Source organism: Micromonospora sp. NPDC049171 (assembly GCF_040648275.1).
GTDB lineage: Bacteria > Actinomycetota > Actinomycetes > Mycobacteriales > Micromonosporaceae > Micromonospora.
The window spans coordinates 26,924-51,744 of the sequence record NZ_JBEZDJ010000025.1 but is presented as its reverse complement, the minus strand read 5'-3'; the positions used below and the strand labels follow the sequence as shown (position 1 = coordinate 51,744).

At 70.0% G+C, this 24,821-nt stretch carries 13 protein-coding genes and 2 pseudogenes; 11 read left to right on the top strand and 4 right to left on the bottom strand.

The window, feature by feature from the left end; translation table 11 throughout:
- The first annotated feature begins 92 nt into the window (after nucleotides 1-92).
- Nucleotides 93-4,457 carry a glycoside hydrolase family 9 protein gene (locus AB0B14_RS27715; protein ID WP_357525069.1) on the top strand — a complete coding sequence of 1,455 codons (4,365 nt, stop codon included), beginning with the start codon at nucleotides 93-95 and terminating at the stop codon, nucleotides 4,455-4,457.
- A gap of 25 nt (nucleotides 4,458-4,482) precedes the next feature.
- Entirely contained in the window at nucleotides 4,483-7,377 is a 2,895-nt protein-coding gene (locus AB0B14_RS27710; protein ID WP_357524966.1) for an AAA family ATPase, read from the top strand.
- 69 nt (nucleotides 7,378-7,446) lie between these two features.
- Here AB0B14_RS27710 and AB0B14_RS27705 read toward each other — a convergent pair whose 3' ends face one another.
- The 3 genes from AB0B14_RS27705 to AB0B14_RS27695 form a co-directional block, all read right to left on the bottom strand.
- Nucleotides 7,447-11,052 carry a phosphatidylinositol-specific phospholipase C domain-containing protein gene (locus AB0B14_RS27705; RefSeq protein ID WP_357524964.1) on the bottom strand — a complete coding sequence of 1,202 codons (3,606 nt, stop codon included), beginning with the start codon at nucleotides 11,050-11,052 and terminating at the stop codon, nucleotides 7,447-7,449.
- Between the two features lie 230 nt (nucleotides 11,053-11,282).
- Nucleotides 11,283-11,699, bottom strand: coding sequence for a Wadjet anti-phage system protein JetD domain-containing protein (locus tag AB0B14_RS27700; RefSeq protein WP_357525067.1), 417 nt, complete (start codon nucleotides 11,697-11,699; stop codon nucleotides 11,283-11,285).
- A 224-nt stretch (nucleotides 11,700-11,923) separates the two neighbouring features.
- The gene (locus AB0B14_RS27695) at nucleotides 11,924-12,565 is read right to left on the bottom strand and encodes a response regulator transcription factor (protein WP_357077401.1); all 642 of its coding nucleotides are present in this window, start codon (nucleotides 12,563-12,565) and stop codon (nucleotides 11,924-11,926) included.
- A gap of 401 nt (nucleotides 12,566-12,966) precedes the next feature.
- On the opposite strand from AB0B14_RS27695, the pseudogene AB0B14_RS27690 reads away from it, so the two are divergent.
- Both AB0B14_RS27690 and AB0B14_RS27685 read left to right on the top strand, forming a co-directional pair.
- Nucleotides 12,967-13,068 (top strand): annotated as a pseudogene (locus tag AB0B14_RS27690) (universal stress protein); the annotation flags it as partial.
- A 61-nt stretch (nucleotides 13,069-13,129) separates the two neighbouring features.
- Nucleotides 13,130-13,996, top strand: coding sequence for a universal stress protein (locus AB0B14_RS27685; RefSeq protein ID WP_357524962.1), 867 nt, complete (start codon nucleotides 13,130-13,132; stop codon nucleotides 13,994-13,996).
- 100 nt (nucleotides 13,997-14,096) lie between these two features.
- On the opposite strand, the pseudogene AB0B14_RS27680 reads toward AB0B14_RS27685, so the two are convergent.
- Nucleotides 14,097-14,239 (bottom strand): annotated as a pseudogene (locus AB0B14_RS27680) (aquaporin family protein); the annotation flags it as partial.
- Nucleotides 14,240-14,369: 130 nt separating this feature from the next.
- Here AB0B14_RS27680 and adhE point away from each other — a divergent pair.
- From adhE to AB0B14_RS27645, 7 genes are all read left to right on the top strand, one after another.
- Nucleotides 14,370-16,934 carry a bifunctional acetaldehyde-CoA/alcohol dehydrogenase gene (gene adhE / locus AB0B14_RS27675; protein WP_357524960.1) on the top strand — a complete coding sequence of 855 codons (2,565 nt, stop codon included), beginning with the start codon at nucleotides 14,370-14,372 and terminating at the stop codon, nucleotides 16,932-16,934.
- A 40-nt stretch (nucleotides 16,935-16,974) separates the two neighbouring features.
- Nucleotides 16,975-17,544, top strand: a complete 570-nt coding sequence (locus tag AB0B14_RS27670) for an SRPBCC family protein (RefSeq protein WP_357077411.1) — start codon at nucleotides 16,975-16,977, stop codon at nucleotides 17,542-17,544.
- Nucleotides 17,541-18,494 carry a nitroreductase family protein gene (locus tag AB0B14_RS27665; RefSeq protein ID WP_357077413.1) on the top strand — a complete coding sequence of 318 codons (954 nt, stop codon included), beginning with the start codon at nucleotides 17,541-17,543 and terminating at the stop codon, nucleotides 18,492-18,494. Before AB0B14_RS27670 ends, AB0B14_RS27665 begins: the two co-directional genes overlap by 4 nt.
- Nucleotides 18,491-18,967 (top strand): nitroreductase/quinone reductase family protein, encoded by a 477-nt coding sequence (locus tag AB0B14_RS27660; RefSeq protein WP_357524958.1) that lies wholly within the window; start codon nucleotides 18,491-18,493, stop codon nucleotides 18,965-18,967. Before AB0B14_RS27665 ends, AB0B14_RS27660 begins: the two co-directional genes overlap by 4 nt.
- A gap of 116 nt (nucleotides 18,968-19,083) precedes the next feature.
- Nucleotides 19,084-21,486: a phosphoketolase family protein gene (locus AB0B14_RS27655; protein WP_357524956.1), complete on the top strand. Its 2,403-nt coding sequence runs from the start codon at nucleotides 19,084-19,086 to the stop codon at nucleotides 21,484-21,486.
- A gap of 269 nt (nucleotides 21,487-21,755) precedes the next feature.
- The gene (gene ppdK, locus AB0B14_RS27650; RefSeq protein WP_357524954.1) at nucleotides 21,756-24,413 is read left to right on the top strand and encodes a pyruvate, phosphate dikinase; all 2,658 of its coding nucleotides are present in this window, start codon (nucleotides 21,756-21,758) and stop codon (nucleotides 24,411-24,413) included.
- A gap of 9 nt (nucleotides 24,414-24,422) precedes the next feature.
- Nucleotides 24,423-24,734, top strand: coding sequence for a hypothetical protein (locus AB0B14_RS27645; protein ID WP_357524952.1), 312 nt, complete (start codon nucleotides 24,423-24,425; stop codon nucleotides 24,732-24,734).
- Nucleotides 24,735-24,821: the final 87 nt, after the last annotated feature.

The following is a 24,821-nucleotide window of genomic DNA, read 5'->3' as shown; positions in this document are numbered from 1 at the left end:
TTCTACCGATGCGGTGCGGGGCTCCGCTGCCGCATCGTCTCCGTGATCTCGGTGGCGGGCGGCGAGGTCGGTCTGGAGGATCTGACGTGGGCATGGTGCGCAGGCGACTGGCCGCGATCATCGCAATGACGACGGTGTCGACGGTTCTGTACGCCCTGGAACCGCCGACACCGGCGGCAGCGGTAGCACGGGACCTGAACCTCGGGTCCTGGAACATGCAGGGCCAGCATCAAGGGGGCGAAGAGCCTCCGGAGTCGCGATGGCTGACCGGTGTGCAGCAGATGCTCAACCAGGAAGGGGTGCAGGTCGCCGCACTCCAGGAGGCGGGCAGCGAACCTCCCCCCCGGGCCGTGTGGACCGATCGGAGGTTCACCCAGGCCGGCGTCACCGAGCATCTGTACAACATCGGCACGAACGACCGCCCGGACCTCGTGCAGATCTACTGGGCCGCCACCGGTCAGCAACGCAACGGCCTGGCCATCGTCACCCGGGAGACGGTGACCGACGCCGTGATCCTGCCGGTGCATTCGCGGTTCAACTCGCGGCCGATGATGGGCGTCCAGATCGGCACCGACTGGTACTTCACCGCCCACGCGCTGTCCAACGGTGCGGACCGCGCCAACGACGCCGCCGACGTCATCGAGACGGCGCGGCAGTTCATGGCCGGCCGCCCCACCGGCGAATGGATGGTGCTCGCCGACTTCAACCAGGACCCGGCACGGATGCCGGCCGCGTTGCAGAGCCACATCGTCGCGGCGGGCCAGCCCACCCACGAGGGCGGCGAAGAGCTGGACTTCGCCTATGCCAGCAACGGGAACAACAACACCATCAACGCCGAGGTTCGCGGCGGGAACTCCGACCACAGGTACGTCCGTTACGTCGTGAACGCCGGCTGTGGTTCCGGCGGTGGCCTCGCGCCCCGGACGACCGCCGAGCGGGACTGTTACGCCCCGGTCCCCGGCGACACGTACCGCTTCTTCGCCCGCCACCTGGAGCACGCGGTGATCGCGTTGAAGACGAACGACGGCGACGACATCGGACCACACGTCAGGACGCCGCGCGGCAGCCTCGACGAGGCCCTCCAGGTACGCTTCAGCACGGCGGGAGGCCAGTACCAGCTCGCCTGGCCACAGGCCGACCCGGCGACCGAGCGGTGCCTGTCCTGGGACGCGAACTCCCGGAGCACCGGCAGCACCCTCTGCTCGGAGCAGGCAGAGGTGTCCCGGTGGCAGTTCAAGGACGGGCAGATCTTCACGCCCGGGCTCGGCGGCTCCCTGCAACCCTCCGCCAACACTCTCGGAGCGCGGCTGGTGGTCGCGCAGGACTTCTACCAGTGGCGCCCGGAGCCCCGCAACGGCATCGGCCCGCGCTGGGACCCGATCGGTGAGTTCCGGGACGCCACCCCGGCCGGCTCGGAGACCCATTTCCCCGACCTCGACGGCGACGGCGACGCCGATCACGTCATCGTTCAGCCCGACGGTCGGCTACCGGCGTGGCGCAACGACGGCGCCCGATCCCCCTGGACCGCCCTCGGTGACATCAGCCCGCCGGACCGGGGTCTGCCCGGGACGGTGCACTTCGGCGACCTCGACGGCGACGACCGGGACGACTACCTCCGGTTGCTGACCGCTGACGAGTCGCCCACCGGGACCCGGGTCATCTGGATGTCCCGCAACGAGTCCGACGGCGCGCAGAAACGATGGGGATCACCCACCACCGTGGCCAACAACCTGCTCTACGAGAACCCGCGCTTCGTCGACATCGACGGCGACGGAGACGACGACCTGATCAACTCGGATCGGCTGAGCCACGCCAGCCTCTGGGAGAACCGGTCCCCGGGCCGGACGCCGGTGCCGGGCGACTGGCACTCGGTCAGCGGCTTCGCGACCCCCGCCGACGGCTATTACCAGACGTCGTTCACGGATGTCACAGGTGACCGCCGGGCCGACGTGCTGCGCGTCGACTACCCCAGCGGCAAAGTGCTGGCCTGGGAGAACACCGGCGCGCCGTGGAGCGCGACGACCGGCTGGCGGTCACTGGGCCCGATCCGTGACGATGGCCCGTTCGCCGGCACCACCGGCCTGTTCGCCGACCTCGACGCCGACCTGATCAGCGACTTCGTCCTGGTCAGCGCCGCCTCCGGTGGTCTCGACGGTTGGCTGCTGCCCCGGTACGGCAGCGCGGATCCCGGCCCGGGACAGCCCGGCCAGGGCGGCGGGCAGGAACTGCCGGCGGGAACGCTGCCGGCGTACGGGGGTGGGCCACCGCGACCGCAGCTCGACGGCCGGCTGTTGCAGAACAGCACGTTCACCGGCACGGACAAACCGTGGTGGGTGAACGCCGGGATGACGCCGAAACTGGACGGCGGGACCTTCTGCGTGACCGCGCCCGCGTCCACCAACCCGTGGGACGTCCTGGTCGGGCACAACAGCATATACCTGCCCGGCGGCGCCACGTACACGCTGCGGTTCCGCGCCCGCACGAACACGGCGGCGAACCCGCTGGTCTACCTCGCGCCCTTCGACAACCCCAGCAACGTCACGTACCTGAACAAGGGCTTCACCACCGGCACCGCCTGGAAGGAGTACGAGTACACCATCACCACGACCTACCCGGAGCCGTACCGGTTGGCCCAGCTCCAGTTCCGCCTCGGCAAGTCCAGCACGCCGTACGAGTTCTGCATGGACGACGTGACGCTCACCGGCGCCGAGTACGCGTACCAGGCCGCCACCGGACCGGACCTGACGGTGAACCAACACGGCTATCTGCCCAACGGGCCCAAACGGGCGACGTTGCGGTACGGCGCGTCCCACGCGGTGCCGTGGACGTTGCGCCGCGCCGGCGGCGGCGCGACGGTGGCGACGGGCCGGAGCACCCCGACCGGCTTCGACGCGTCGGCCAGCGCCATCACCCACGTCATCGACTTCAGCCACGTCACGGCCACCGGCAGATTCGAGTTGGTGTACGACGGCTGGGTCGACAAGCCCAGTCACCCGTTCGACATCCGCGCCGATCTGTACGACCGGCTGCGCACCGACGCGACACGCTTCTTCTACACCAACCGCAGCGGCATCGCGATCGACGGGGGTATCGCCGGGGCGGCGTACGCCCGCCCGGCCGGGCACGTCGCGGAGTCACCCGGCGGTGGCGACACCCAGGTGCCCTGCCAGCAGCCGAAAACGTTCCTGAACAACTGGACCTGCGCCTACCGGCTGGACGTCACCGGCGGCTGGTACGACGCCGGCGACCACGGCAAGTACGTCGTCAACGGTGGCATCGCGACGTACCAACTCCTGTCGGCCTGGGAGCGCAACCGGCCGGCGGCGCTCGGCGACGGCACCCTCGCCGTGCCGGAACGCGGAAACGGTGTCCCGGACATCCTCGACGAGGCCCGCTGGAACCTCGACTTCATGCTGAAGATGCAGGTGCCCGACGGCCTCCCCCTGGCCGGCATGGTCCACCACAAGGTGCACGACGAGACCTGGACCGGGCCGCCGATGCTGCCGCACCAGGACCGGAAACCCCGGGAACTGCACCGCCCGTCGACCGCGGCCACCCTCAACCTGGCCGCCGTCGCGGCCCAGGCAGCGAGGATCTACCAGGCATACGACGCCGGCTTCGCCGCCCGGCTGCGGGCGGCGGCCGAACGGGCGTACGCCGCGGCCCGGGCCAACCCGGCACTCTTCGCACCATACGAGGACCGCAGCGGCGGGGGCCCCTACAACGACGGGGACGTCTCCGACGAGTTCTACTGGGCCGCGGCCGAGCTGTACCTGACCACCAAGGACGCCACCTACCTCACCGCCGTCCGGGTCAGCCGGTTCCACACCGCCGGTGCGGCCTTCAGCCAGAACGGCTTCTACTGGGGTTCGGTGGCCGCGCTGGCCCAACTCGACCTGGCGCGGTTCGGCGCCGAGCTGAGCGACCGTGAGCAGATCAAGGGATGGGTGGTCGCCGCCGGGGACCGGTTGATCTCGTTCCAGAAGGCCGAGCGCTTCGGGCAGACCTACACCCCCACCACGGGACGCTACGACTGGGGCTCGAACGCGTCCATGCTGAACAACCAGGTCGTCCTGGCCACCGCCTACGACCTCACCGGCAACGACAGGTACGCCGACGCCGTCTTCGAGGGGCTCGACTACCTGTTGGGCCGAAACGCCCTCGGGCAGTCCTACATCACCGGCTACGGCAGCAACGACGCGAAGAACCAGCACAGCCGGTGGTACGCGAAATCCTTCGACGCCCGGTTGCCGAGCCCGCCGGTGGGATCGGTTGCCGGTGGGCCCAACTCCAGCCTCCAGGACCCGCTCTCGGCGAGTTGGTTACACGGGTGCGCCCCACAGCTCTGCTACGTCGACAATCTCGAAGCCTGGTCGGTCAACGAGATCACCATCAACTGGAACTCCGCACTGACCTGGGTTGCCGCATTCGCCGCCGACGTGGCTGGCCGTCGATGACCGGGCTGACCGCGCGGGGCAGCCGATGGATCTGAGGACGATGCTGACCTCCGCTGACTCTCCAGGGTTTCTGATCGGGCGTGGGCCCGAACTCGCGGAGCTGTGGGACGCCGTGCACCGGCTGCGTCTCGGCACCGGCGGCGTGGTCTGGATCGAGGGCGAGCCGGGAATCGGCAAGTCGTCCCTCGTGGCCGCCGCTGCCCACGTTGGCAGAGAGCTGGGCTGCCAGGTGTCCGAGGGTGTCGCCGACCAACTGGCTCATCCGCCACTGCTGGGCGTGCTACTCGACTGCCTGGAGATCAGGCCGCGCTCGACGGATCCCCACCGGGCGCGGATCGCGGAGTTCCTGACCGACAGGCGATCCGTCCTCGATCTGGCCGACGCCGGTCACGCCGCGGCGGCCGTGGAGATGGTCGTCGCCCTGGTCGACGAATTGTGCACCGCCGGCCCGATGATGCTCCTCGTCGACGACGTGCAGTGGGCCGATGACGCGTCCATCGATGTGTGCCGCCGGCTGGCCTCGGTCGCCGCGTACCTGCCGTTACTGCTGGTCCTCTGCTACCGTCCCGGCACTCACCGGTCGACCGTGCGACGGTTGCGCGCCGTCGCACTCCGGCGGGACGTGGTCCGCGTCCCGCTCGGTCCCCTGGCCCCGGAGTCGGTCCGTGATCTGCTCGCCACACTTGTGGGCGTGCCACCGGGGGGCGGCCTCGTCCGGCTCGCCGCCCAGGCGGTCGGCAATCCACTCTTCCTGCGGGAACTGGTCGAGTCACTGGTTCGCGAAGACCTGCTGGACATCGGCGCGCAGGCCGAGGTGCGCGACTCAGATGTCGGCGTGGTCCCGAGGTCGCTGGCCGCGGCCCTCGAAGGCAGGCTGAGTTCCGTCCCGGCCGGCACCGTCGAGCTGATGCGGACGGCCGCGCTGCTCGGCGGCGAATTCGCGGTCACCGAACTCGCCGCGCTGCTCGGCCGTCCGGCGATCGACTTCTCCGCCGACCTCCAGGAGGCGGTGACGGCAGGCATCCTGGTCGAGGCCGGCCCTCGGATGCGGTTCCGGCATCCGTTGCTCCGGCAGGCCCTGTACGACGGGGTGCCGGCCGCGTTGCGCGCCGCACTGCACCTGGACGTGGCACGGGCCTTGGAGTCCGCCAGCGTCGAACCGCAGCGTGTCGCTCAGCATCTCCTCGCCTCCGGCGTTGTCGGGGACCGCTGGGCGCGGCGGTGGCTGGCCGAGGCCGGACCGGTGCTGGCCGGTTGGGCGCCGCACCTCGCGGCCGAGCTGCTCCGTCGCGAAGTGGACCACGACCCGGGTGCCGAGGACGTACGGGTGGGACTCTGCACGAACCTGGCGCGGGTCCTCATCGCTGGCGGCGAGCACGAGGAAGCCGCGCAACGGGTGCGGCAGACCCTGGGGTTGGTCGTCGACCCGGACGACCGCGGGCAGCTGCACTGGATGCTCGCCCGCGCGCTGTTCAGTGGCGGGCACAACACCGCGGCGGTGGCCCACCTGCACCGGGTCCTCGCCGGAGCTGACCTACCCGACGCCTGGCGGGCCCGGCTGCTCGCCTCGCTGGCGATGTTCCAGCGGGCGGGCTCCGGAGACCTGGCGGCGGCGGACGCCACCGCTCGGGACGCGCTGCGCACGGCAGCCGTGGCCGGCGACGCTTTCGCGACGGCGTACGCGCTGACCGGTCTCTGGGCCAGCCACTCCGTGCGACGGCAGCACCGGCTCGCCCTGCACAGCGCGGAGGGGGCGATCGAGGCACTGAGCTTCCTCCCCGACCACGTCGACCTGAGGGCGTTCGCCCTGCACGGACGGATCTTCTCGCTGCAGAACCTGAGCCGGTGGACGGACGCGGAGGCGGCGCTGCGTGAAGCCCGGGACTTTCTGCGCACGGCCAACCGCATGGACGACACGACCGCCGGAGTGACCGCCGCCGTGTTGCTGTTCTGGCTGGGGCGGTGGGACGACGCCCTGGCCGAACTCGACGCGGTCGCGCAGGACACCTCGACGTCGACGTACCGTGGGCTGCGCGAAGGCGGCCCGGGGCGGCTCCGGCACGGTGTGTCCGCGCTCATCGCCGGTCACCGGGGCGAGCGGGCCAGGGCCGCCGCCCATCTTCGCGCGGGATTCGACCGCCCAGTCGTGACCGTCGCCGATCGGGAAAACCTCGACTTCCTGCTCGTGGCGCGGTCCCTCGCCGCCGAGCAGGACGGCGATCTGCGGATGGCGTTGGATCATCTGGGCACTCTTCTCGACCGGCGGCCCGGGGAGATGACCCTGACCCACCAGTGGCTGCCGCGGTTCGTCCGACTCGCTCTCGCGGTCGACGACCGGTCAGCGGCGGAGGCCGGGGTACGCGCCTGCCTGGCGGAGGCGGCGGCAGAGCAGGTGCCGGCGCGAGCCGCCGCGTCCGCTGATCGGTGTCGCGGCCTGCGCAGCGGCGACCCGGCGACTATTCGTTCCGCCGTGGCGCACTACCGGGCGAGCGGGGTGCCGGTGGAGCTCGCCGGGACGCTGGAGGATCTCGCTGTGGTCCTGGCCGAGCGGGGCGACACCGCGCAGGCGCGGGTCTCCCTGCACGAGGCGAGCGACCTGTACGGCGGGTTCGGCGCTACCTGGGACATCCGCCGGGCCGAGGCCAGGCTGCGCAGTCGCGGGGTACGGCGGGGCGTACGGGGTACCCGGGCCAACCGGGCCAGGCATGGCTGGGCCGCGCTGACGCCAACCGAACGGAAGGTCGCGATGCTGGTCGCGGCGGGCCGTTCGACGTCGGACATCGCGCAGAGCCTGTTTCTCACCCGCCGGACGACCCAGACGCACATCTCGCGGATCCTGGCGAAACTCGGCCTGCGCAGCCGGGTGGAGATCGCGGGCGCGGCGCTGCGCGAGGCCCCGGACGGCCTCGTCGACCGCTGACGGGCGTTACCGGACGGTGCCACCCGTCCGGGCCTCGCCGGGCCCGGACGGGTGTTCCTCACACTGCCGCTAGCTGGCCGGACCGATGAGCCGCCAGGGCTCCAGGTCCGAGTTGGCCCCGGTGCCGGGCACGTTGCCCTGGGTCCACCACTTGGCCTGCCAGACCTTGCCGGCGTACTTGACGCTGATGTTCTCCACCGACTGGGTCGCCGGGTTGTAGATTTTGCCGGCGTCCCAGGCCGGTGCCGAGCATCCGCCGGTCGCCGGGATCACCTTCGCGGCACCCCGGTTCTGCTCCGGCACCGAGGCGAACGTGGTGCCGCCCAGCTTGACGGTGGTGTTCACCGGCCCGGTCGCCGGGATGTAGTAGATGATCGGCACGTCCAGGCTCTGCCCGGCCGGGATGATCTGGCAGTAGTCCAGGGTGAGGCCGACCCGGTGGAAGGCGCCGGAGAGCCCGGTGCCGACATTCGGGCCGGTGTGCCCGGCCTGCACCTTCCACCGGCCGCCCTGGGCGCCGGTCTGCCAGTTGCCGTCCTTGACCAGCGGGGGTGTCGAGGTCGGCAGGTCGAAGGAGATGACGTTGTCCCTGCCGCCACCGATGGTCACCCCGGTGTTGTTGCTGATCCGGACGGTCGGGGTCAGCGGCCACAGACTCGCCGTGTCGGTCGGGTAGCGGATCAGGTCGACTGCCACGTCGAGGGCCAGTGCCGGACGCTGCACCGAACTGCCGGCGCCGCGGCTGTCGCCGTACGCGGCGGCGCCCTGGAGCCGCTCGTGCAGCCGGTTGGTCAGGGTGTAGCCCATCACGCAGGGGTTGTCCGGGGTCGCCTCGGCCGGGCACTCGTAGTCACCGGAGAGTTCCCACATCATCACACCACCCGCGCCCTTGCGGTTGACGTAGTCGACGACCTGGTCCAGACCCTCGGTGTCCTGGATGGAGAGGTAGGTCTTCTTCTCCGGGTTCCACAGCCACGCGGTCCGGGTCGTCGCGTCCCAGTACCGGTCGTACGTGCCGGTGCGCCGGTCGTTCGGGTCGCTGTCCGGCGTGAGGCCGACCGACTTCGCGTAGCGGGGGGTGAGGTCGCGTTCCAGGTTCTTGGCGTGCCACATCGGGTTGACCCCGGCGCCGACCTCCTGACCGTTGGCGTCGAGGTCGTGCCAGATGTTGTCGATGCCGAGCGCGCCGCCGCCGCACGGACGGACCAGGCCGGTACCCGGCTGACAGTTGCTGCCGACGGACCTGCCCCACATACCGTTGCTGCCACCTGTGACGTTGCGCCAACCCCGGGTGTAGTACGGGATGCCGATGTTGATCCGCCCGGCCTGCATCGCGCCGCGCAGGTGGTGGAAGGCCCAGTCGGTGTTGAAATAGCCGATCTTCTGATATTCCGGCGTGGAGTACAGGTCGCTCAGCTCCGGGTCCTTGCCGTCGTCGTGTAGGGCGGCGTTCGGACCGACCACCTCGTTCCAGGAGCCGTGGTAGTCGTACGCCATCAGGTTGGTGTAGTCCTGGTAGCGCAGCGCCTTCTGGTTCTCCATCCCCCGCACGAGATAGCCGGAGGCCGACGTGGCAGAGGTGAGCAGGTAGTAGCGACCATTGGTGGCGGATGCCCGGTCCAGCTTCTCCCGCAGCGTCTTCATCAGGGCCGTGTACGAGGTCGGCAGTCCCTTGCGGCGGGACCGGGCATCGTTCCAGTCGTTCGGGTTGCCGGTGTCGTCCAGCACGGTCGGGTACTCGAAGTCGATGTCGACTCCGTCGAAGCCGTACCGGCCGAGGAAGTCGACGACCGAGTCGGAGAAGGTGTTGATTCCGGCCTGGTTGGTCGTACCGTCGGCGTTGGTGGTCATGCCGTAGAAGCCACGGCTCTCCGCCCAGCCGCCCACCGAGATCAGCGTCTTCACCCGGGGGTGCTGACGCTTGTAGGTGGTCAGCAGGTTGAAATGCCCCCGGTACGGCAGGCTCTGATCCATCTCGGTGCCGGGAACGTTCCAGGTCATGCCGGTTGCCGGGTTGTTCGGGCCATCCGCGCCGACCGAGATCCGGTTGTTCTCGACTCGGGCGAAGGCGTAGTTGATGTGGGTGAGCTTGGACCACGGCATGTTCTTGACCAGGTAGGAGGGCTTGCCGTCGGCTCCGGTACGGCTGCCGTTGAAGTAGCCGATCACCCGACGGCTCCGGCCCTGGCCGAGCCACTCCCGGCCGTCGCCCTGGTACACGCGGCAGTAGGGGGTGGCGGTACCGGCGGTCGGGATCATGCCGTCCGGGCGGCACTGCGCGTGGTCGGTCGGCACCACCGGGCGGGTGCCGCCGTTGTCACCGCCGGCATGCTCCTCCATCGGGTCGCCGGCGCCGCCGTTGCGGCTGCCACCGGCCCGGCCGGCGGGGTTGCGAGCGACGATCTCGTCGATCAACTTCCCGCCCGGGAAGTCCATCATCATGATGCCGAGGCGGTCCATGGTTTCTCGTCCGCCGAAGTTGCCCGCCCGGTTCGGATAGAACTCCGGGCACCGGTCGTTGCCGCCCCGCAGGCACTGGATGAGGAACTCGTTGACCCCGGTCGCCCCCGGGGTACCGCCGGCGACCGTGTACGGATGGGCCAGGCCACCCGTACCGCTGGTGAAGTTCATGTACAACGCGCCCGGCTCGTGATCGTGCCGAGTCTGCTCGCCACGGTTGGCGTCCCACACCCCGTTGGTCTTGCGCAACTGCGTTCGGACCCTCTCCCACTTGTCGTCGATGTCGCTGATCTGGGGGACGTCGTAGTCGTCCTGCACGTAGGCGTCGTAGGAGCCGCCAGCGGGGTAGAGCTGCCCGATCCCGTAACCCCCGTAGATACCTCCGGCCGGTCCACGAAAGCCGAGCAGGACGATCTTTCCGCGGACGGCGCCGAGGGTCGGCGTGGTCGTCTGCTCGACACCGTCGACCGAGTCGCTCCAGAACAGGCTGTCCCAGGCCTTACCCTGTCTCGTCTCGTCGCCGTTGCCGGTGTGGTAGCGCCCGGTCAGGTACGAGTCGAACACCTTCCGCCGCCATTCGGTGTTGCCGTAGCCCTCGGCGTCGGCACAACTCGTTCCGTCGGCCAGGCACTCGGCCTTGAGATTCAGGAGCACCGTCTCGGTCGGGTTCGCCCGCAGGAAGGTCTCGATCTTCGTGAGGACGTCGGTGAAGTTGGCCCACTGGTAGTAGACCCCGTGGTGGACGGTGAACGTCAGCCCCGCGTCCCCTTGGTCCACCCGGACCCGGATGTCGATCGACCGGATACCAGCACTCAGCTGGGTGGCCAGGGTCTCGGCGCTGTACCCGAGGCGTTCCTGCGTCTGGGTGAGGCTGGTCGAGATGTACTCGCAGTCGCTGCCGTTCTGGCTCGCCGAGTGCCCGCAGAGGGCGAGAGTGTCGTGGGTGCCGGGAATCGACAGATCGGCCAGGCTGGCGTCGTCCGACACCCGTGACATCCAGTCCCGGTTCGCCTCGGCGGCGGACCCGATGCTGCTGTAGTGGTCGTTGGCGAAGGCCGGCGTGGCCGGACCGGCGACAGCTGTCGCGGTCGTCGCGACCAGGGTCAGGACGAGCAGGGCGATCGCTGGCCTCGGCTGTCGGGGGCGCCGTGGCCACCGGAGAATCGGCTTCTTCGCCGGACCCGGTGGGGCGGATGCTGAGTGTGTCGTCGGCATGGCAGACCTCCGGCAGGCGTAATCGCGCGTGCGAACACGCATCGATGGAACTACCTGCAGTCTTGGTGCCGCGCCGCGTCGAGACATCTGTCAGATGACGACGATCTACGCTGATGACGACGGGGGTCCCGCGGGGCCTATGCGTCGGGTAAGAGGAAGTCGGTCACGAAGCGGGTGGTCTCTCCGCGCCGCGTACGGCCAACCCAGGTCTGACAAGTTCGTCGCCCTCTTCAGCGAGAACGCGACCAGAACGTTCTCGTCACCCTCGTCGCCGGAGCAACCATCCACCTCCGAGCGCGGCATGACGGTGGGTCCGGCAGGTCTGGAACCGTCCGTGATGCCCTCCCTAAAGAGGTAGGCTTCAATCCGATGCCGCCACGGCAACACCAGCACCCGGCCCACCTCATCGAGACGACAGAAGACCCTCTACGTCCGAGAGGACCATCTCCTGGAAGCGAAAATCCCCGCCCGACGGGACGGGGATCGCTCGAAACGCGAAGAGAAATCACGCTTCGTGGGGAAATCTCCCGGATCCGGTTGAGGATCTCGAAGCCGTGCGTGTCAATATCGCCCCAATAAATCGACGTGTTGCAGCGGGCCGAGGCGCTGGCGGCCCTGCCAGCTTCGAATGCCGACGTTTTCGGGATTAATCGAAGGGGGTGCAGCCGGTCGCCAAGGCCTGCGAGGGCGCTAGCAACCGAAGTCGGATTTCGCCAGCCCCGGCAGGCAATTCGCGACCGACCGGTGCCGCGACCAGGAGCCGTTGGGTCGATTGCCGCACCGCGAAATGCTACGCCGGCGGCTGCACGCTGTCTGCGACACCGCAGCGGTCGGCGACTGACACCACCACTGTCTTCGGCTGCCCTCCGGGTCAGTGTGGGCGCTCGCCGAGCAGCTTGGTGGCCAGCACCGCAGCCTGGGTGCGGCGTTCCAGACCGAGTTTGGCGAGCAGGCTGGACACGTAGTTCTTGACGGTCTTCTCGGCGAGGAACATCCGGCCAGCGATCTCCCGGTTGGTCAGGCCCTCGGCCACATATTCCAGGATCCGGCGTTCCTGGTCGGTCAGACCGGCGAGTTCGCGCGGCTGCTCGACGCCGTTGCGAATGCGCTCCAGGACTCGCTGGGTGACTGCGGGGTCGAGCAGTGACTGGCCGGCCGCCACCCGGCGTACCGCGTCGACCAGGTCGGTGCCCTTGATCTGCTTGAGCACGTATCCTGCGGCGCCGGCCATGATCGCCGCGAACAATGCCTCGTCGTCCTCGTACGAGGTCAGGATCAGCCCTTTGATCGTCGAATCGACAGCCCGCACGTCGCGGCACACGTCGATGCCGTTGCCATCCGGCAGTCGGGCGTCGAGCACCGCGACGTCGGGGCGCAGCGCTGGGATCCGCCGGGTCGCCTCCTGCGCCAGACCGGACTCGCCGACCACCTGGATGTCACCGGCGGCCTGCAGCAGGTCAATCAGGCCGCGACGGACGACCTCGTGGTCGTCGAGCAGAAAGACACGGATCATGCGTCCTTCCTACCCTGCCGTGCGGCTTGACACCAGCGGCGGCCCCCCTGTCGTCCAGGCGGAGGGTGAGAGGCCACGTGCTGGCACCGGCCGGGGCCTGTCGGCCCACGGAGAACCGCCGTTCGGCACAGCCGGAAGCGACACACGCCGCTCAGGTTGGTGAGCGAGGAGTGCGTCCGCGACGGGCTGCCCGGTTCCGATGTGGCCAGCTCCCGCGAGGCCGGATCGTCCCACACCAGCCAGGCCGGCGAGGGCCGGAAGACCTGCGGTGACGGGACCTCACGCTCTGCCCCTTGGGTGGGGGCACTCCGAGGATCGAAGCAGAACGTGGGAGGAGCCCGCCATGAGGGCTACGGAGATCATCGCCGCAACCGGCGGCACGGCATGCGGCTGGACGCTCGATGTTGCCGCGAAACGCGGCACTGGTGGTGCTCGGCAACCGGAGGCACGGCGGGTTCGCCAGCCTGTGGCCGGGCTCGGTGAGCCAGCGGGTCGCCACCCACGCACCGCGCCCGTGCCGCGCGGATCGAGCGCGGCCGGCCGTACCGAGAAAGGAGTCACGTCATGACCACCAAGAAGATCATCGTCGGTTACGACCGGTCGACCGAGGCAAGGGCCGCCGCGTCCTGGGCGCTGGACGAAGCCGCCCGCACCGGCGCCCCGGTGGAGTTCTTCTACGCCTGGGAGTGGCCCACCTGGGTGCCCGCGGCGTCGATGATCCCAGCGGCGGAGGTCTGGCCGGACGGCGAAGCGGAGCGCTCCCTGCGCGCCGGCCTTGAGGAGGCGGTGGGCGACGCGAAGCTGAGCCACCCCGACGTGCGCACCACGATCTCCATCGTGCACGCACCCGCCGCGCTGACGCTGATCGACCGGTCCGCCGAGGCGAGCGTCGTCGTGCTCGGCAGCCGTGGCCACCACGCGATCGCCGCGCTGGGGTCGCTGACCGTGGCGGTCAGCGCCCACGCCCACTGCCCGGTCGTGGTGGTACGCGGCGCGCCTGCGCCGGATGCCCCCGTGGTAGTCGGTGTGGACGACTCCGACTGCGCCCGGCTCGCGCTCGAGTTCGCCATCGAGCAGGCCGCCGCCCGCGGTGTCCCGCTGCGGGTCATCCGAGGCGGCACCTTCGCCGCCGGCCTGGTCGAGGAACGCCCGAGCGTGGTGGAGCAGATCATCCGGCAGCAGAGCGACGCCGTCGGCGAGCTACTGGCCGAATGGCACCAGAAGCACCCGGACGTGCAGGCGACCGCGACATATCTGGCCGAGCATCCGGCCGACGCGCTCACCGAGGCGGCCGCCGGAGCGCAACTGGTGGTGGTCGGCAGCCGTGGGCGCGGCGCTCTCCGCGGGATGCTGCTCGGCTCGGTCAGCCAGCACCTGCTGCACCGGTCGCCGTGCACGGTGGCGGTGGTCCGGGAAATCCCGCAGGCCTGAACCCTGGCCGTGAACGCTGGACCGCCCCGGCCGGCCGGGGCGGTCCAGCCGTCTCCAGCGGTCCAGCCGCCTGCAGCGATGGCCACCAGCGCGCAGCGTCACCGACACCGATGACCGTGACCGCCGACAGGCCGACGAGCTGAGCGCCGACGAACCAGGTACGAACAGCGGCGCGAATCCGGCGAAGGTGTCCGTCGAGGCCCGCCCGGTGGTCACCGCCGGCTTGGCGAAGCTGGTGCTGCTGTAAACCCAACGGACGGCCGCCCGGTACGGGCGCGGGCCGGTGGTCCTGTCCTCGCGGGCCCATCGGCCGTGCCGCTACCGATCGACGGAGACCTACGTTCGAGAGGACGGACCGACGGAGGGCAGAAGCATGATCGAGACCTTGGTTGAGAACGGTCTCAAGGCGTTGGCCGACTACGACTCCTACGACCAGACACAGGTCGACGAGATCGTGAAGAAGGCGTCGGTGGCCGCGCTCAGCCGGCACGCCGCACTCGCGATGCTGGCGGTCGAGGAGACTGGCCGCGGTGTGTTCGAGGACAAGGCGGTGAAGAACATCTTCGCCTGCGAGCACGTCACCAACCACATGGCCGACATCCGTACCGTCGGGGTGATCGCCCAGGACGACATCGCGGGGATCACCCAGATCGCCGAGCCGGTCGGGGTGGTGGCCGCGGTGACGCCGGTGACCAACCCGACCTCGACCACCATCTTCAAGGCTCTGCTGGCCCTCAAGACCCGCAACCCGGTGATCTTCGCCTTCCATCCGGCGGCGCACCGCTGTAGCCGGGAGGCCGCCCGCACGGTCCGCGACGCGGCCGTCGCCGCCGGTGCGCCGGAGCACTGCGTCCAGTGGATCGAGGAGCCGTCGGTGGCCGCGACGAACGAGTTGATGCAGCATCCCGGTGTCTCGGTGGTCCTGGCGACCGGCGGTAACGCCATGGTTCGAGCCGCCTACTCCACGGGCAAGCCGGCGCTCGGCGTCGGCGCCGGCAACGTCCCGGCGTACCTTGAGGCTTCGGCCGACGTGGCCCGCGCGGTCAACGACGTGGTGCTGTCCAAGTCGTTCGACAACGGCATGATCTGCGCCTCCGAGCAGGCCGTCATCATCGACGACGCGATCCGGCCCGCCGCCCTTGCCGAGTTCCGGCGACTGCACGCCCACGTCGCGACGCCGGAGGAGAAGTCGCTGCTGGAGACGCTGCTCTTCGGCAGCGGAAAACTCAACCCGGACGTGGTCGGGCAGTCGGCGACCTGGATCGCCGAACACGCCGGTTTCCCGGTCGCCCCGGACACCTCGATCATCCTGGCCCCGGTCGATCGGGTCGGCCCGGGTGAGCCGCTGACCCGGGAGAAGCTCTGCCCGGTGCTCGCCCTGCTGTCGGCCACCGGTCACGACCAGGCCTTCGCGTACGCCGAGCAGATGGTCGAGTTCGACGGTCTGGGCCACAGCGCCGTCATCCACACGCAGGACGCGGATCTGGCCGAGGCGTACGGCCGTCGGGTCAAGGCCGTCCGGATCATCTGGAACGCACCGGCCTCGCAGGGCGGCATCGGCGACATGTACAACGCCTTCCTGCCGTCACTGACGCTGGGCTGCGGCAGCTACGGCCACAACTCGGTGTCGCACAACGTCACCGCGGTCGATCTGATCAACATCAAGCGGGTTGCCCGGCGTACGAACAATCTGCAGTGGTTCAAGGTTCCGCCGAAGATCTACTTCGAGCCGAACGCGATCCGTTACCTCGCCGACATGCCCGACGTGCACCGGGTCACGGTGGTCACCGACCACACCATGACCAAGCTGGGGTACGTGGACCGCGTGCTGTCCGTGCTGCACCGCCGCCGCGAGCAGGTGGCCTTGCAGATCATCGACGACGTCGAACCGGAGCCCAGCGTGCGCACCGTCGACCGCGGCGCCGAGTTGATGCGCTCGTTTCGGCCGGACACCATCATCGCGCTCGGCGGCGGTTCGGCGATGGACGCCGCCAAGGTGATGTGGCTGCGCTACGAGCACCCCGAGGTGGTCTTCGCCGATCTGCGGGAGAAGTTCTTCGACATCCGCAAACGCGCCTTCAAGTTCCCCACCCTCGGCACCCTGGCCCAACTCGTCTGCGTCCCGACCACCTCCGGCACCGGGGCCGAGGTCACCCCGTTCGCCGTCATCACCGACACCGCGTCCGGCAAGAAGTACCCGCTCGCCGACTACGCCCTCACGCCGAGTGTGGCGATCGTCGACCCGGTGCTGGCCGCCGACCTGCCGGCGGTGGTCACCGCGGACAGCGGCTTCGACGCGCTCACCCATGCGATCGAGTCGTACGTGTCGGTCTACGCCAGCGACTTCACCGACGGTCTGGCCCTGCACGCCATCCGGCTCATCTTCGGCAACCTCGCCCGGGCCGTACACCACGGCGCCGCCGACCCGCAGGCCCGCGAGAAGATGCACAACGCCGGGACGATCGCCGGCATGGCGTTCGGCAGCGCCTTCCTCGGCATCGTGCACGCCATGTCGCACACCCTGGGCGCGACCTTCCACGTCGCACACGGACGCACCAACGCGATCCTGCTCCCACACGTCATCCGCTACAACGGGGCCGTGCCGAGCAAGCTCACCGGCTGGCCCAAGTACGAAAGCTACCGGGCGCCGCAACGCTTCGCGGACATCGCCCGCACCCTCGGGCTGCCCGCGGCGACCGACGCCGAAGCGGTCGAAGCTCTGGCCACAGCGATCGAGAGGCTGCGCGACGAGGTCGGCATCGAACCCTCGTTCGCGGCCGTCGGCGCGGACGAACGGGCCTTCCTCGCGGCGCTGCCGCAGCAGGCGCTCAACGCGTACGAGGACCAGTGCGCGCCGGCCAATCCCCGAATGCCGATGCTCGCCGACATGCAGGACCTGATGCGCGCCGCGTACTACGGATCGGCGACCGCCGGCTGAGTAAGCCGGGAGTGCCACTTTCGCTCAGGAAGGAGAGGTCATGAAGGGAACAGTGCTCCAACGGCCCGGGCGGTGGCTCACGTGGGGAGCCACGACGGGCGAGGTGGCGGCCACGCTGCCCGGCGACGAACTCCTCGCCGACCCGGACATCGTCTCCACCCGGGCGGTCACCATCGGCGCGCCACCCGAGGCGGTCTGGCCCTGGCTCGTGCAGATGGGCAGCGGTCGCGGTGGCGCCTACACCTACGACTGGATCGAGAACCTGTTCGGGCTCGACATGCACAGCGCCGACGAGATCCTGCCGCAGTTCCAGCACCTCGCCGCCGGCGACGAACTACCGCTCGGCAAGAGCGGGCCCGCCATCCGGGTCGAGGTCCTCGACCCGGAGCGGACGCTGGTGTTCCGGTCCGCCGATGGCACCTGGGTCTGGGCCTTCCACCTGCGCCCTGACGGGGCGGGCACCCGGCTGATCAGCCGCAACCGGATCGCCCTGGCGGGCAGTCCCGGGCCGGCTCGGATCGCGTACCGCCTGGTGATGGAGCCGGGGAGTCTGGTCATGGAGCGCCGGATGCTGCTGGGTATCAAGCAGCGCGCGGAAGGCGCGTCATGAACGTGCTCGCCCGGTGCGTGGCGGCGGCGACGCTCGCCCCTTCGCTGCACAACAGCCAGCCATGGCTTTTCCGGGTCACCGGCCGGGAAGTGCGGGTGTACGCGGACCGCAGCCGCCAACTTGACGCGCTGGACGCGTCCGGGCGCGAACTCCTGATCAGTGTCGGTGCGGCCCTGTTCACCCTGCGGCTGGCTCTGCGGGCAGAGGGTTGGCGCACGACGCACGTCCTCTTCCCGGAACCGGACTCGCCCGACCTGGTGGCCCGGGTGCTGCTCGATCGCGAAGCCCCACCGACGGAAGCCGTGACGACGTTGGCCAAAGCGATCGCCCGGCGGCACACCAACCGCTGGCCGTTCGCCGACTCGGCGGTGTCTGCCGACGCGATCGAGGTGCTGACCGCGGCCGCCGCGGACCAGGGGGCGGCACTCACGATCGCCGGCCCGGTCACCCGCAACGCCATCCTGGGGCTTGGGCACCAGGCCGAGCGCCGGCTGCGCACGAGCGGTCGCTACCGGGCCGAGCTGAGCCACTGGACGAGGCCCACGTCCGGCCGCCACGACGGCATCCCAGCCGCCGCCATCGGGCCGTGGGACGCCCTCGAACGGATGCCGATCCGAGACTTCGGCCTTGTCCACCCGCAACCATGGCGGACAAGTGAGTTCTTCGAGGCACATCCGACCATCGCCGTGCTCGCGACGGTCGGTGATGGCAGGCACGACTGGGTCCGCGCCGGTCAGGCGCTTCAGAACGTCCTGCTGGCGGCCACCCGGCTGGGGCTGGCCACCACACCCATCAGCCAACCGGTGGAGGTTCCGGCGATCCGCGAACTGCTCACCGACACCGCGGCCGGCCGTTGGGCGCAGATGATCATTCGGATCGGGTACGGACCGCAGGCTGCGGTGACACCGCGCCGGCCGCTGTCGGAGGTTCTGCGAAGGAGCGACAAGTGACAATTCGACGATCATGGCGCATCCGGATGTACCGGGGCGGTCGCCCCGGTCGCCTGGCGCGGGTGCTCAACCGGATCGCCGCCGCCCAGCACAGCAGCGGATTCCTGGCGCCGCCGGCCTGGGTGACTCTGGAAGTGGTCGGCCGCAGGAGCGGGCGGACGGTGGCCTTCCCGTTGGTGATGACCGTTCATGACGGGGAGCGCTACGTGGTCTCGATGCTCGGGCGCCGGGCCAACTGGGTGGCCAACGTCCGGGCCGCCGACGGCGCGGCCACCCTGCGGCGTGGCCGGCGGGAGCCGGTCCGGCTGGTCGAGGTCGACGTGGCGGAACGAGCCTCCATCCTGCGCGAATATCTCGCCAAGGCACCGGGTGCCCGCCCGCACTTCCCGATCGACAGGCATTCCTCACTCGCTGAGTTCACCGTGATAGCGCCGGAGTACCCGGTATTCCTGATCAGAGCGGCGGTGCCCTGAGGTCCCGGCGCGGGGGGCCAAAGGTCCTTAGGCGGACGGCTTCCGGCCCTGGGTGGCCGACCCCGGCTGGGTCTAGCGTGACTCCTGACCAGCCGAGATCTGTGGAAGGAATTACCGTGACCGCGGTCGTATCCCAACCTCGTACGCTCGCCGAGCTCGACGACACCGAACTCGCCCGTCTGGACGCGTGGTGGCGCGCCGCCAACTACCTGACCATCGGACAGATCTACCTGCAGGGCAACCCGCTGCTGCGCGAGCCCCTGTCGGCTGAGCACATCAAGCCGCGGCTGCTCGGCCACTGGGGGACCAGCCCGGGTCTGTCGCTGATCTACGCGCACGTCTCCCGGTTGATCCGGCACACCGGTCAGCAGGCGATCTACCTGGCCGGTCCGGGTCACGGCGGCCCGGCGCTGGTGGCCGCCGGCTACCTGGAAGGCACCTACAGCGAGGTCTACCCGGACGTCAGCCAGGACGAGGCCGGGATGCTGCGCCTGTTCCGGCAGTTCTCCAGCCCGGGTGGTATCCCGTCGCACGTGTCGGTGACCACCCCCGGCTCCATCCACGAGGGCGGCGAGCTGGGCTACGTCCTGGTCCACGCGTTCGGCGCGGTCATGGACAACCCGGATCTGCTGGCCATCGCGGTGGTGGGCGACGGTGAGGCCGAGACCGGGCCCCTCGAGGGCTCCTGGAAGGGCGTGTCCTTCCTCAACCCCGAGCGCGACGGCGCGGTCCTGCCGATCCTGCACCTCAACGACGCCAAGATCTCCGGGCCCACCGTGCTGGGGCGAAAGGATCCCGAGGAGGTCCGCAACCTGCTGCGTGGCCACGGCTACGACGTCATCGAGGTCGAGGGCTCCGACCTACCCGGCATGCACCACCGCTTCGCCGCCGCCCTCGCAGCTGCCTGGACGAGGATCCGCGACATCCAGACCGCCGCCCGTGACGGTTCCTGGGACGGTACCCGCCCGACCTGGCCGCTGATCATCCTGCGGTCACCGAAGGGCTGGACCGGACCGGACTCCGTCGACGGGATCACCGTCACCGGGACCTGGCGGTCACACCAGGTGCCGTTGTCCGGTGTCAAGGACAACCCGGAGCACCTGGCACTGCTGGAGCGCTGGCTCAAGTCGTACCGTCCGGAGGAGCTGTTCGATTCCGCCGGCGCGCCGGTGGCGTTGATCCGGGACCAGGCTCCCGACGGTGACCTGCGGATGAGTGCCAGCCCGCATGCCAACGGCGGGGTGCTGACCCGGGATCTGGACCTGCCGGACTTCCGTGCCTACGCGGTCGACGTGCCCCGGCCCGCGCAGCAGCGAGCCGAGTCGACGCGCAAGCTGGGCGAGATGATGCGCGACATCTACACCCGCAACGCCGACCGGTTCCGGTTGTTCTGCCCCGACGAGACCAACAGCAACCGACTCGGTGCCATCTTCGAGGTCTCCGACCGCGCCTTCATGGAGCGAGTGACGCCGGAGGATGTGGCGCTCAGCCGCCACGGCCGGGTCATGGAGGTGCTCAGCGAGCACAACTGCCATGGCTGGCTGGAGGGCTACAACCTGACCGGCCGGCACGGCATGTTCGCCACGTACGAGGCGTTCGCCATGGTCAGCGCCTCGCAGACCGTGCAGCACGGCAAGTGGTTGCAGGAGGCCAAGAACCTGCCGTGGCGCGAGAAGGTGCCCAGCCTCAACGTGCTGCTCACCTCGACGGCGTGGCGCAACGACCACAACGGCTTCTCCCACCAGGGGCCCGGCCTGATCCAGGTGGTGCTCACCCAACGCGGCGACGTCGCCCGGGTCTACCTGCCGCCGGACGCCAACACCCTGCTGTCGGTGGCCGATCACTGCTTCCGGTCGCGGTCGTACATCAACCTGATCGTGATCGACAAGCAGCCGCAGCTGCAGTACCTCTCCATCGACGAGGCGATCGAGCACTGCGCCCGCGGCGCGGGCGTCTGGGACTGGGCCGGCACCGACGACGGCACCAGCGACCCCGACATCGTCCTCGCCTGCGCCGGCGACGTGGTCACCATGGAGACGGTCGCGGCGGCACAGATCCTGCGCGACCGGCTGCCCGGCTTCAAGGTCCGCGTGGTCAACGTCGTCGACCTGATGGCCCTGGTCCGACCCAAGGACCACCCACACGGCATGAGCGAGACCCTGTTCACCGAACTGTTCACCGACACCGTCGACGTGGTGTTCTCCTTCCACGGCTACCCCGGCGCGATCCACCAGCTCGTGCACGGCCGCCCGGACGCGGACCGGTTCCGCGTCCGCGGCTTCATTGAGCAGGGCACGACCACCACCCCGTTCGATATGACGGTCCGCAACAGGGCGTCGCGGTACCACCTCGTGATGGACGCCATCAACAACGCCAAGCGACTCCCCCGCGGCGCCGCGGACCTCAAGGCGTGGTGCCAGAGTCAGCTCGACCGCCACGAGACGTACGTGGTGGAGCACCTGGAGGACATGCCCGAGGTGCACGACTGGGCGCTCGGCGACTGGGCCGCACGCGGCTGAGCCGCACCGAGACGGAGGCGCCGACTGGCGCCACCGTCTCCCGACGCGGCCCGGCTGCAGCGGCAATACCTCGAGGCGGGTGGCGGTCAGCCACCCGCCTCCCTGCTTCCCACCTGTGGCGTAGATGCCCGGAAGGACGCAGGTCAGGGCCCCAAGACCACGTCACCACGCGCGTCTCGCCACGGCCCGCCGATGGGGGTCGTCCGGCCCTACGGCGAAGAACCTCGACGGGTCTACAAAGGAGGAAAAGGGAAGGGGTGACAAGTGCCATGACCCGATACGTCTACGACTTCACCGACGGCAACAAGGACCTCAAGGACCTACTCGGCGGCAAGGGCGCCAACCTGGCCGAGATGACCCTGATGGGTCTGCCGGTGCCGCCGGGGTTCACCGTCACCACCGAGGCGTGCCGCGCGTACCTGCGTACCGGCACGATGCCGGCGGGCCTGTTCACCGAGGTCGAGCAGCACCTGCGGCTGATGCAAAACCGGATGGGCGAGGCCTTCGGCGACGCCGCGGATCCGCTGTTGCTGTCGGTGCGCTCGGGTGCCAAGTTCTCGATGCCGGGGATGATGGAGACAATCCTGGACATCGGCCTGAACGACGCGAGTGTGGTCGGCCTCGGCCGGCAGAGCGCGGATGAGCGGTTCGCCTGGGACTCGTACCGGCGCCTGATCCAGATGTTCGGCAAGACGGTTTTCGACGTTCCAGGCGAAGCTTTCGAGGAGGAACTGACGGCCGCCAGGTCGATCGCGGGCGTCGCAACGGACCCGGAACTCGACACGAATCAACTGCAGGACCTGGTACACGCGTACAAGAAGGTGTTCCACGAGCACACCGGCCGGGACTTTCCGCAGGCGCCGCACGAACAGCTGTTCCTGGCGATCGGAGCGGTGTTCCGCTCGTGGAACGCCGAACGCGCCATCGTGTACCGCCGGCAGGAGCGCATCCCGCAGGACCTGGGCACCGCGGTCAACGTCATGGCGATGGTCTTTGGCAACCGGGGGGCGAACTCCGGCACCGGGGTCGCCTTCACCCGGGACCCGGCCACCGGCCGGCGCGGCGTCTACGGCGACTACCTGCGCAACGCTCAAGGGGAGGACGTGGTCGCCGGGATCCGCAACACCGTGCCGCTGGCCGAGCTCGCCGCCATCGATCCAGCGAGCCATCGGAAGTTGCTGTCGATCATGCAGCGGCTCGAGCAGCGTTACCGCGACCTGTGCGACGTCGAGTTCACCATCGAGAACGGCACGTTGTGGATGCTGCAGACCCGGGTCGGCAAGCGCACGCCAGCCGCCGCGTTCGTCATCGCCGCCCAGTTGGTCGACGAGGGCAGCATCACCCTGGATGAGGCGCTGCAGCGGGTCACCGGCGAGCAACTGGCCCAGCTGATGTTCCCCAGTTTCGACAGCACCGCCGCTCCCCCGCCGCTGATCACCGGCGTGCCGGCCTCTCCGGGCGCGGCCGTCGGCGCGATCGTCTTCGACTCCGCCGCCGCTGTGGCGGCGACCGAGCCGGTCATCCTGGTGCGCCGGGAGACCAATCCCGACGACCTGCCGGGCATGATCGCTGCTCAAGGCATCCTGACCTCGCGCGGCGGCAAGACGTCGCACGCCGCGGTGGTCGCCCGAGGCATGGGCAAGACGTGTGTCTGCGGCGCCGAGGAACTGCGCATCGACGGCGACGCGGTCACCGTGGCGGGTCGCACCCTGCACGCCGGTGACGTCATCTCGATCGACGGGACCACCGGAAAGGTCTACCCGGGATCGGTCGCCGTGCGGCCCTCCGCGGTGGTGCGGTACTTCGAGGGCGAGCTGGCGGCGGACGGTGACCCGTTGCTCTCCGCGGTGCAGCGGCTGATGATCCACGCCGATCACCGGGCCCGGCTCGGTGTGCACGCCAACGCCGACACCAGCGCCGACGCCGCCCGAGCCCGCCGCTTCGGCGCCACCGGGGTCGGCTTGTGCCGAACCGAGCACATGTTCCTCGGCGACCGCCGCCGGTTGGTCGAGCGGCTGATCCTGGCCGAGGACGACGTTGCGCGCGCCGGAGCCCTCCAGGCGCTGCTGCCCCTGCAGCGGGCCGACTTCGAGGAGCTGTTCGCCGCGATGGACGGGCTGCCGGTGACCGTGCGGCTCATCGACCCCCCGCTGCACGAGTTCCTGCCCCCGTTGGAGGAGCTGACCGCCCGGGTGGCCCACGCGGAGGCGCTCGGCGTGGACCCGGGCCACGACGGCACGCTGCTGACGGCGGTGCGGCGGATGCACGAGCAGAACCCGATGCTCGGGCTGCGCGGCGTACGTCTGGGCCTGGTGATCCCGGGGCTGATCGCCATGCAGGTCCGCGCGATCGCGGAGGCCGCGGCCGCTCGGGTCGCCGCAGGCGGCGACCCGCAGCCGGAGATCATGGTTCCACTGGTCGGAGCGGTTCAGGAGCTCGAGACGGTACGCGCGGAAGCGGAGTCGGTGCTGGCGAGCGTGCCGGGTGCGCCGCCGATCCGGATCGGCACCATGATCGAGGTGCCCCGGGCCGCCCTGACCGCCGGGCAGATCGCCTGCGTCGCCGATTTCTTCTCGTTCGGCACCAACGACCTGACCCAGATGACGTGGGGTTTCTCCCGCGACGACGTGGAAGGCGCGTTCTTCGGCCGGTACCTCGAGCTGGGCATCTTCGCGGTATCACCGTTCGAGAGCATCGACCGCGACGGTGTGGGCGAGCTCGTCCGCACCGCCGTCGAGCGCGGCCGTGCCACGCGGCCCGACCTGACCGTCGGGGTCTGCGGCGAGCACGGCGGCGATCCGGCCTCGGTGCGGTTCTTCCACGACGCCGGCCTGGACTACGTGTCCTGCTCGCCGTTCCGGGTGCCGATCGCCCGGCTCGAGGCCGGTCGCGCCGCGAGCGCGGCGGCCGGCTCGGACAGCCGGTAGGAGGTCACGATGACGACGACGGTGACACCGGTCCGCCGCGGCGATCGGGAGATCGGCGCCTACATCGACGGACGCTTCGTGCCGGCCGTGGATGCCACCACCATCGCGGTGGCCGCGCTGGCCACCGCGACGGTGTCCACCGCCGCGGTGGCGGCGGGCCTGGCCCTGCGTCGACGACCGGCGATCGGCACGGTGACGATGGGTCCCGGCGGCTGGATCAGTCTCAAGCGCACCGGCAGGCCGCCGCTGCGCGCCGCCTCGACGAACCGGCCCTGGTGGGCGCACCTGTTGCGCGCGCACCGGCTCGTCGAGCAGCGCTGAGGTGGTCCGCCCGTACGCCGCCGGGCCACCATGACCAACCCATCCAGGGCCGACAAGATCGCGCCCGCACCCAGAGGTCCCGGACGG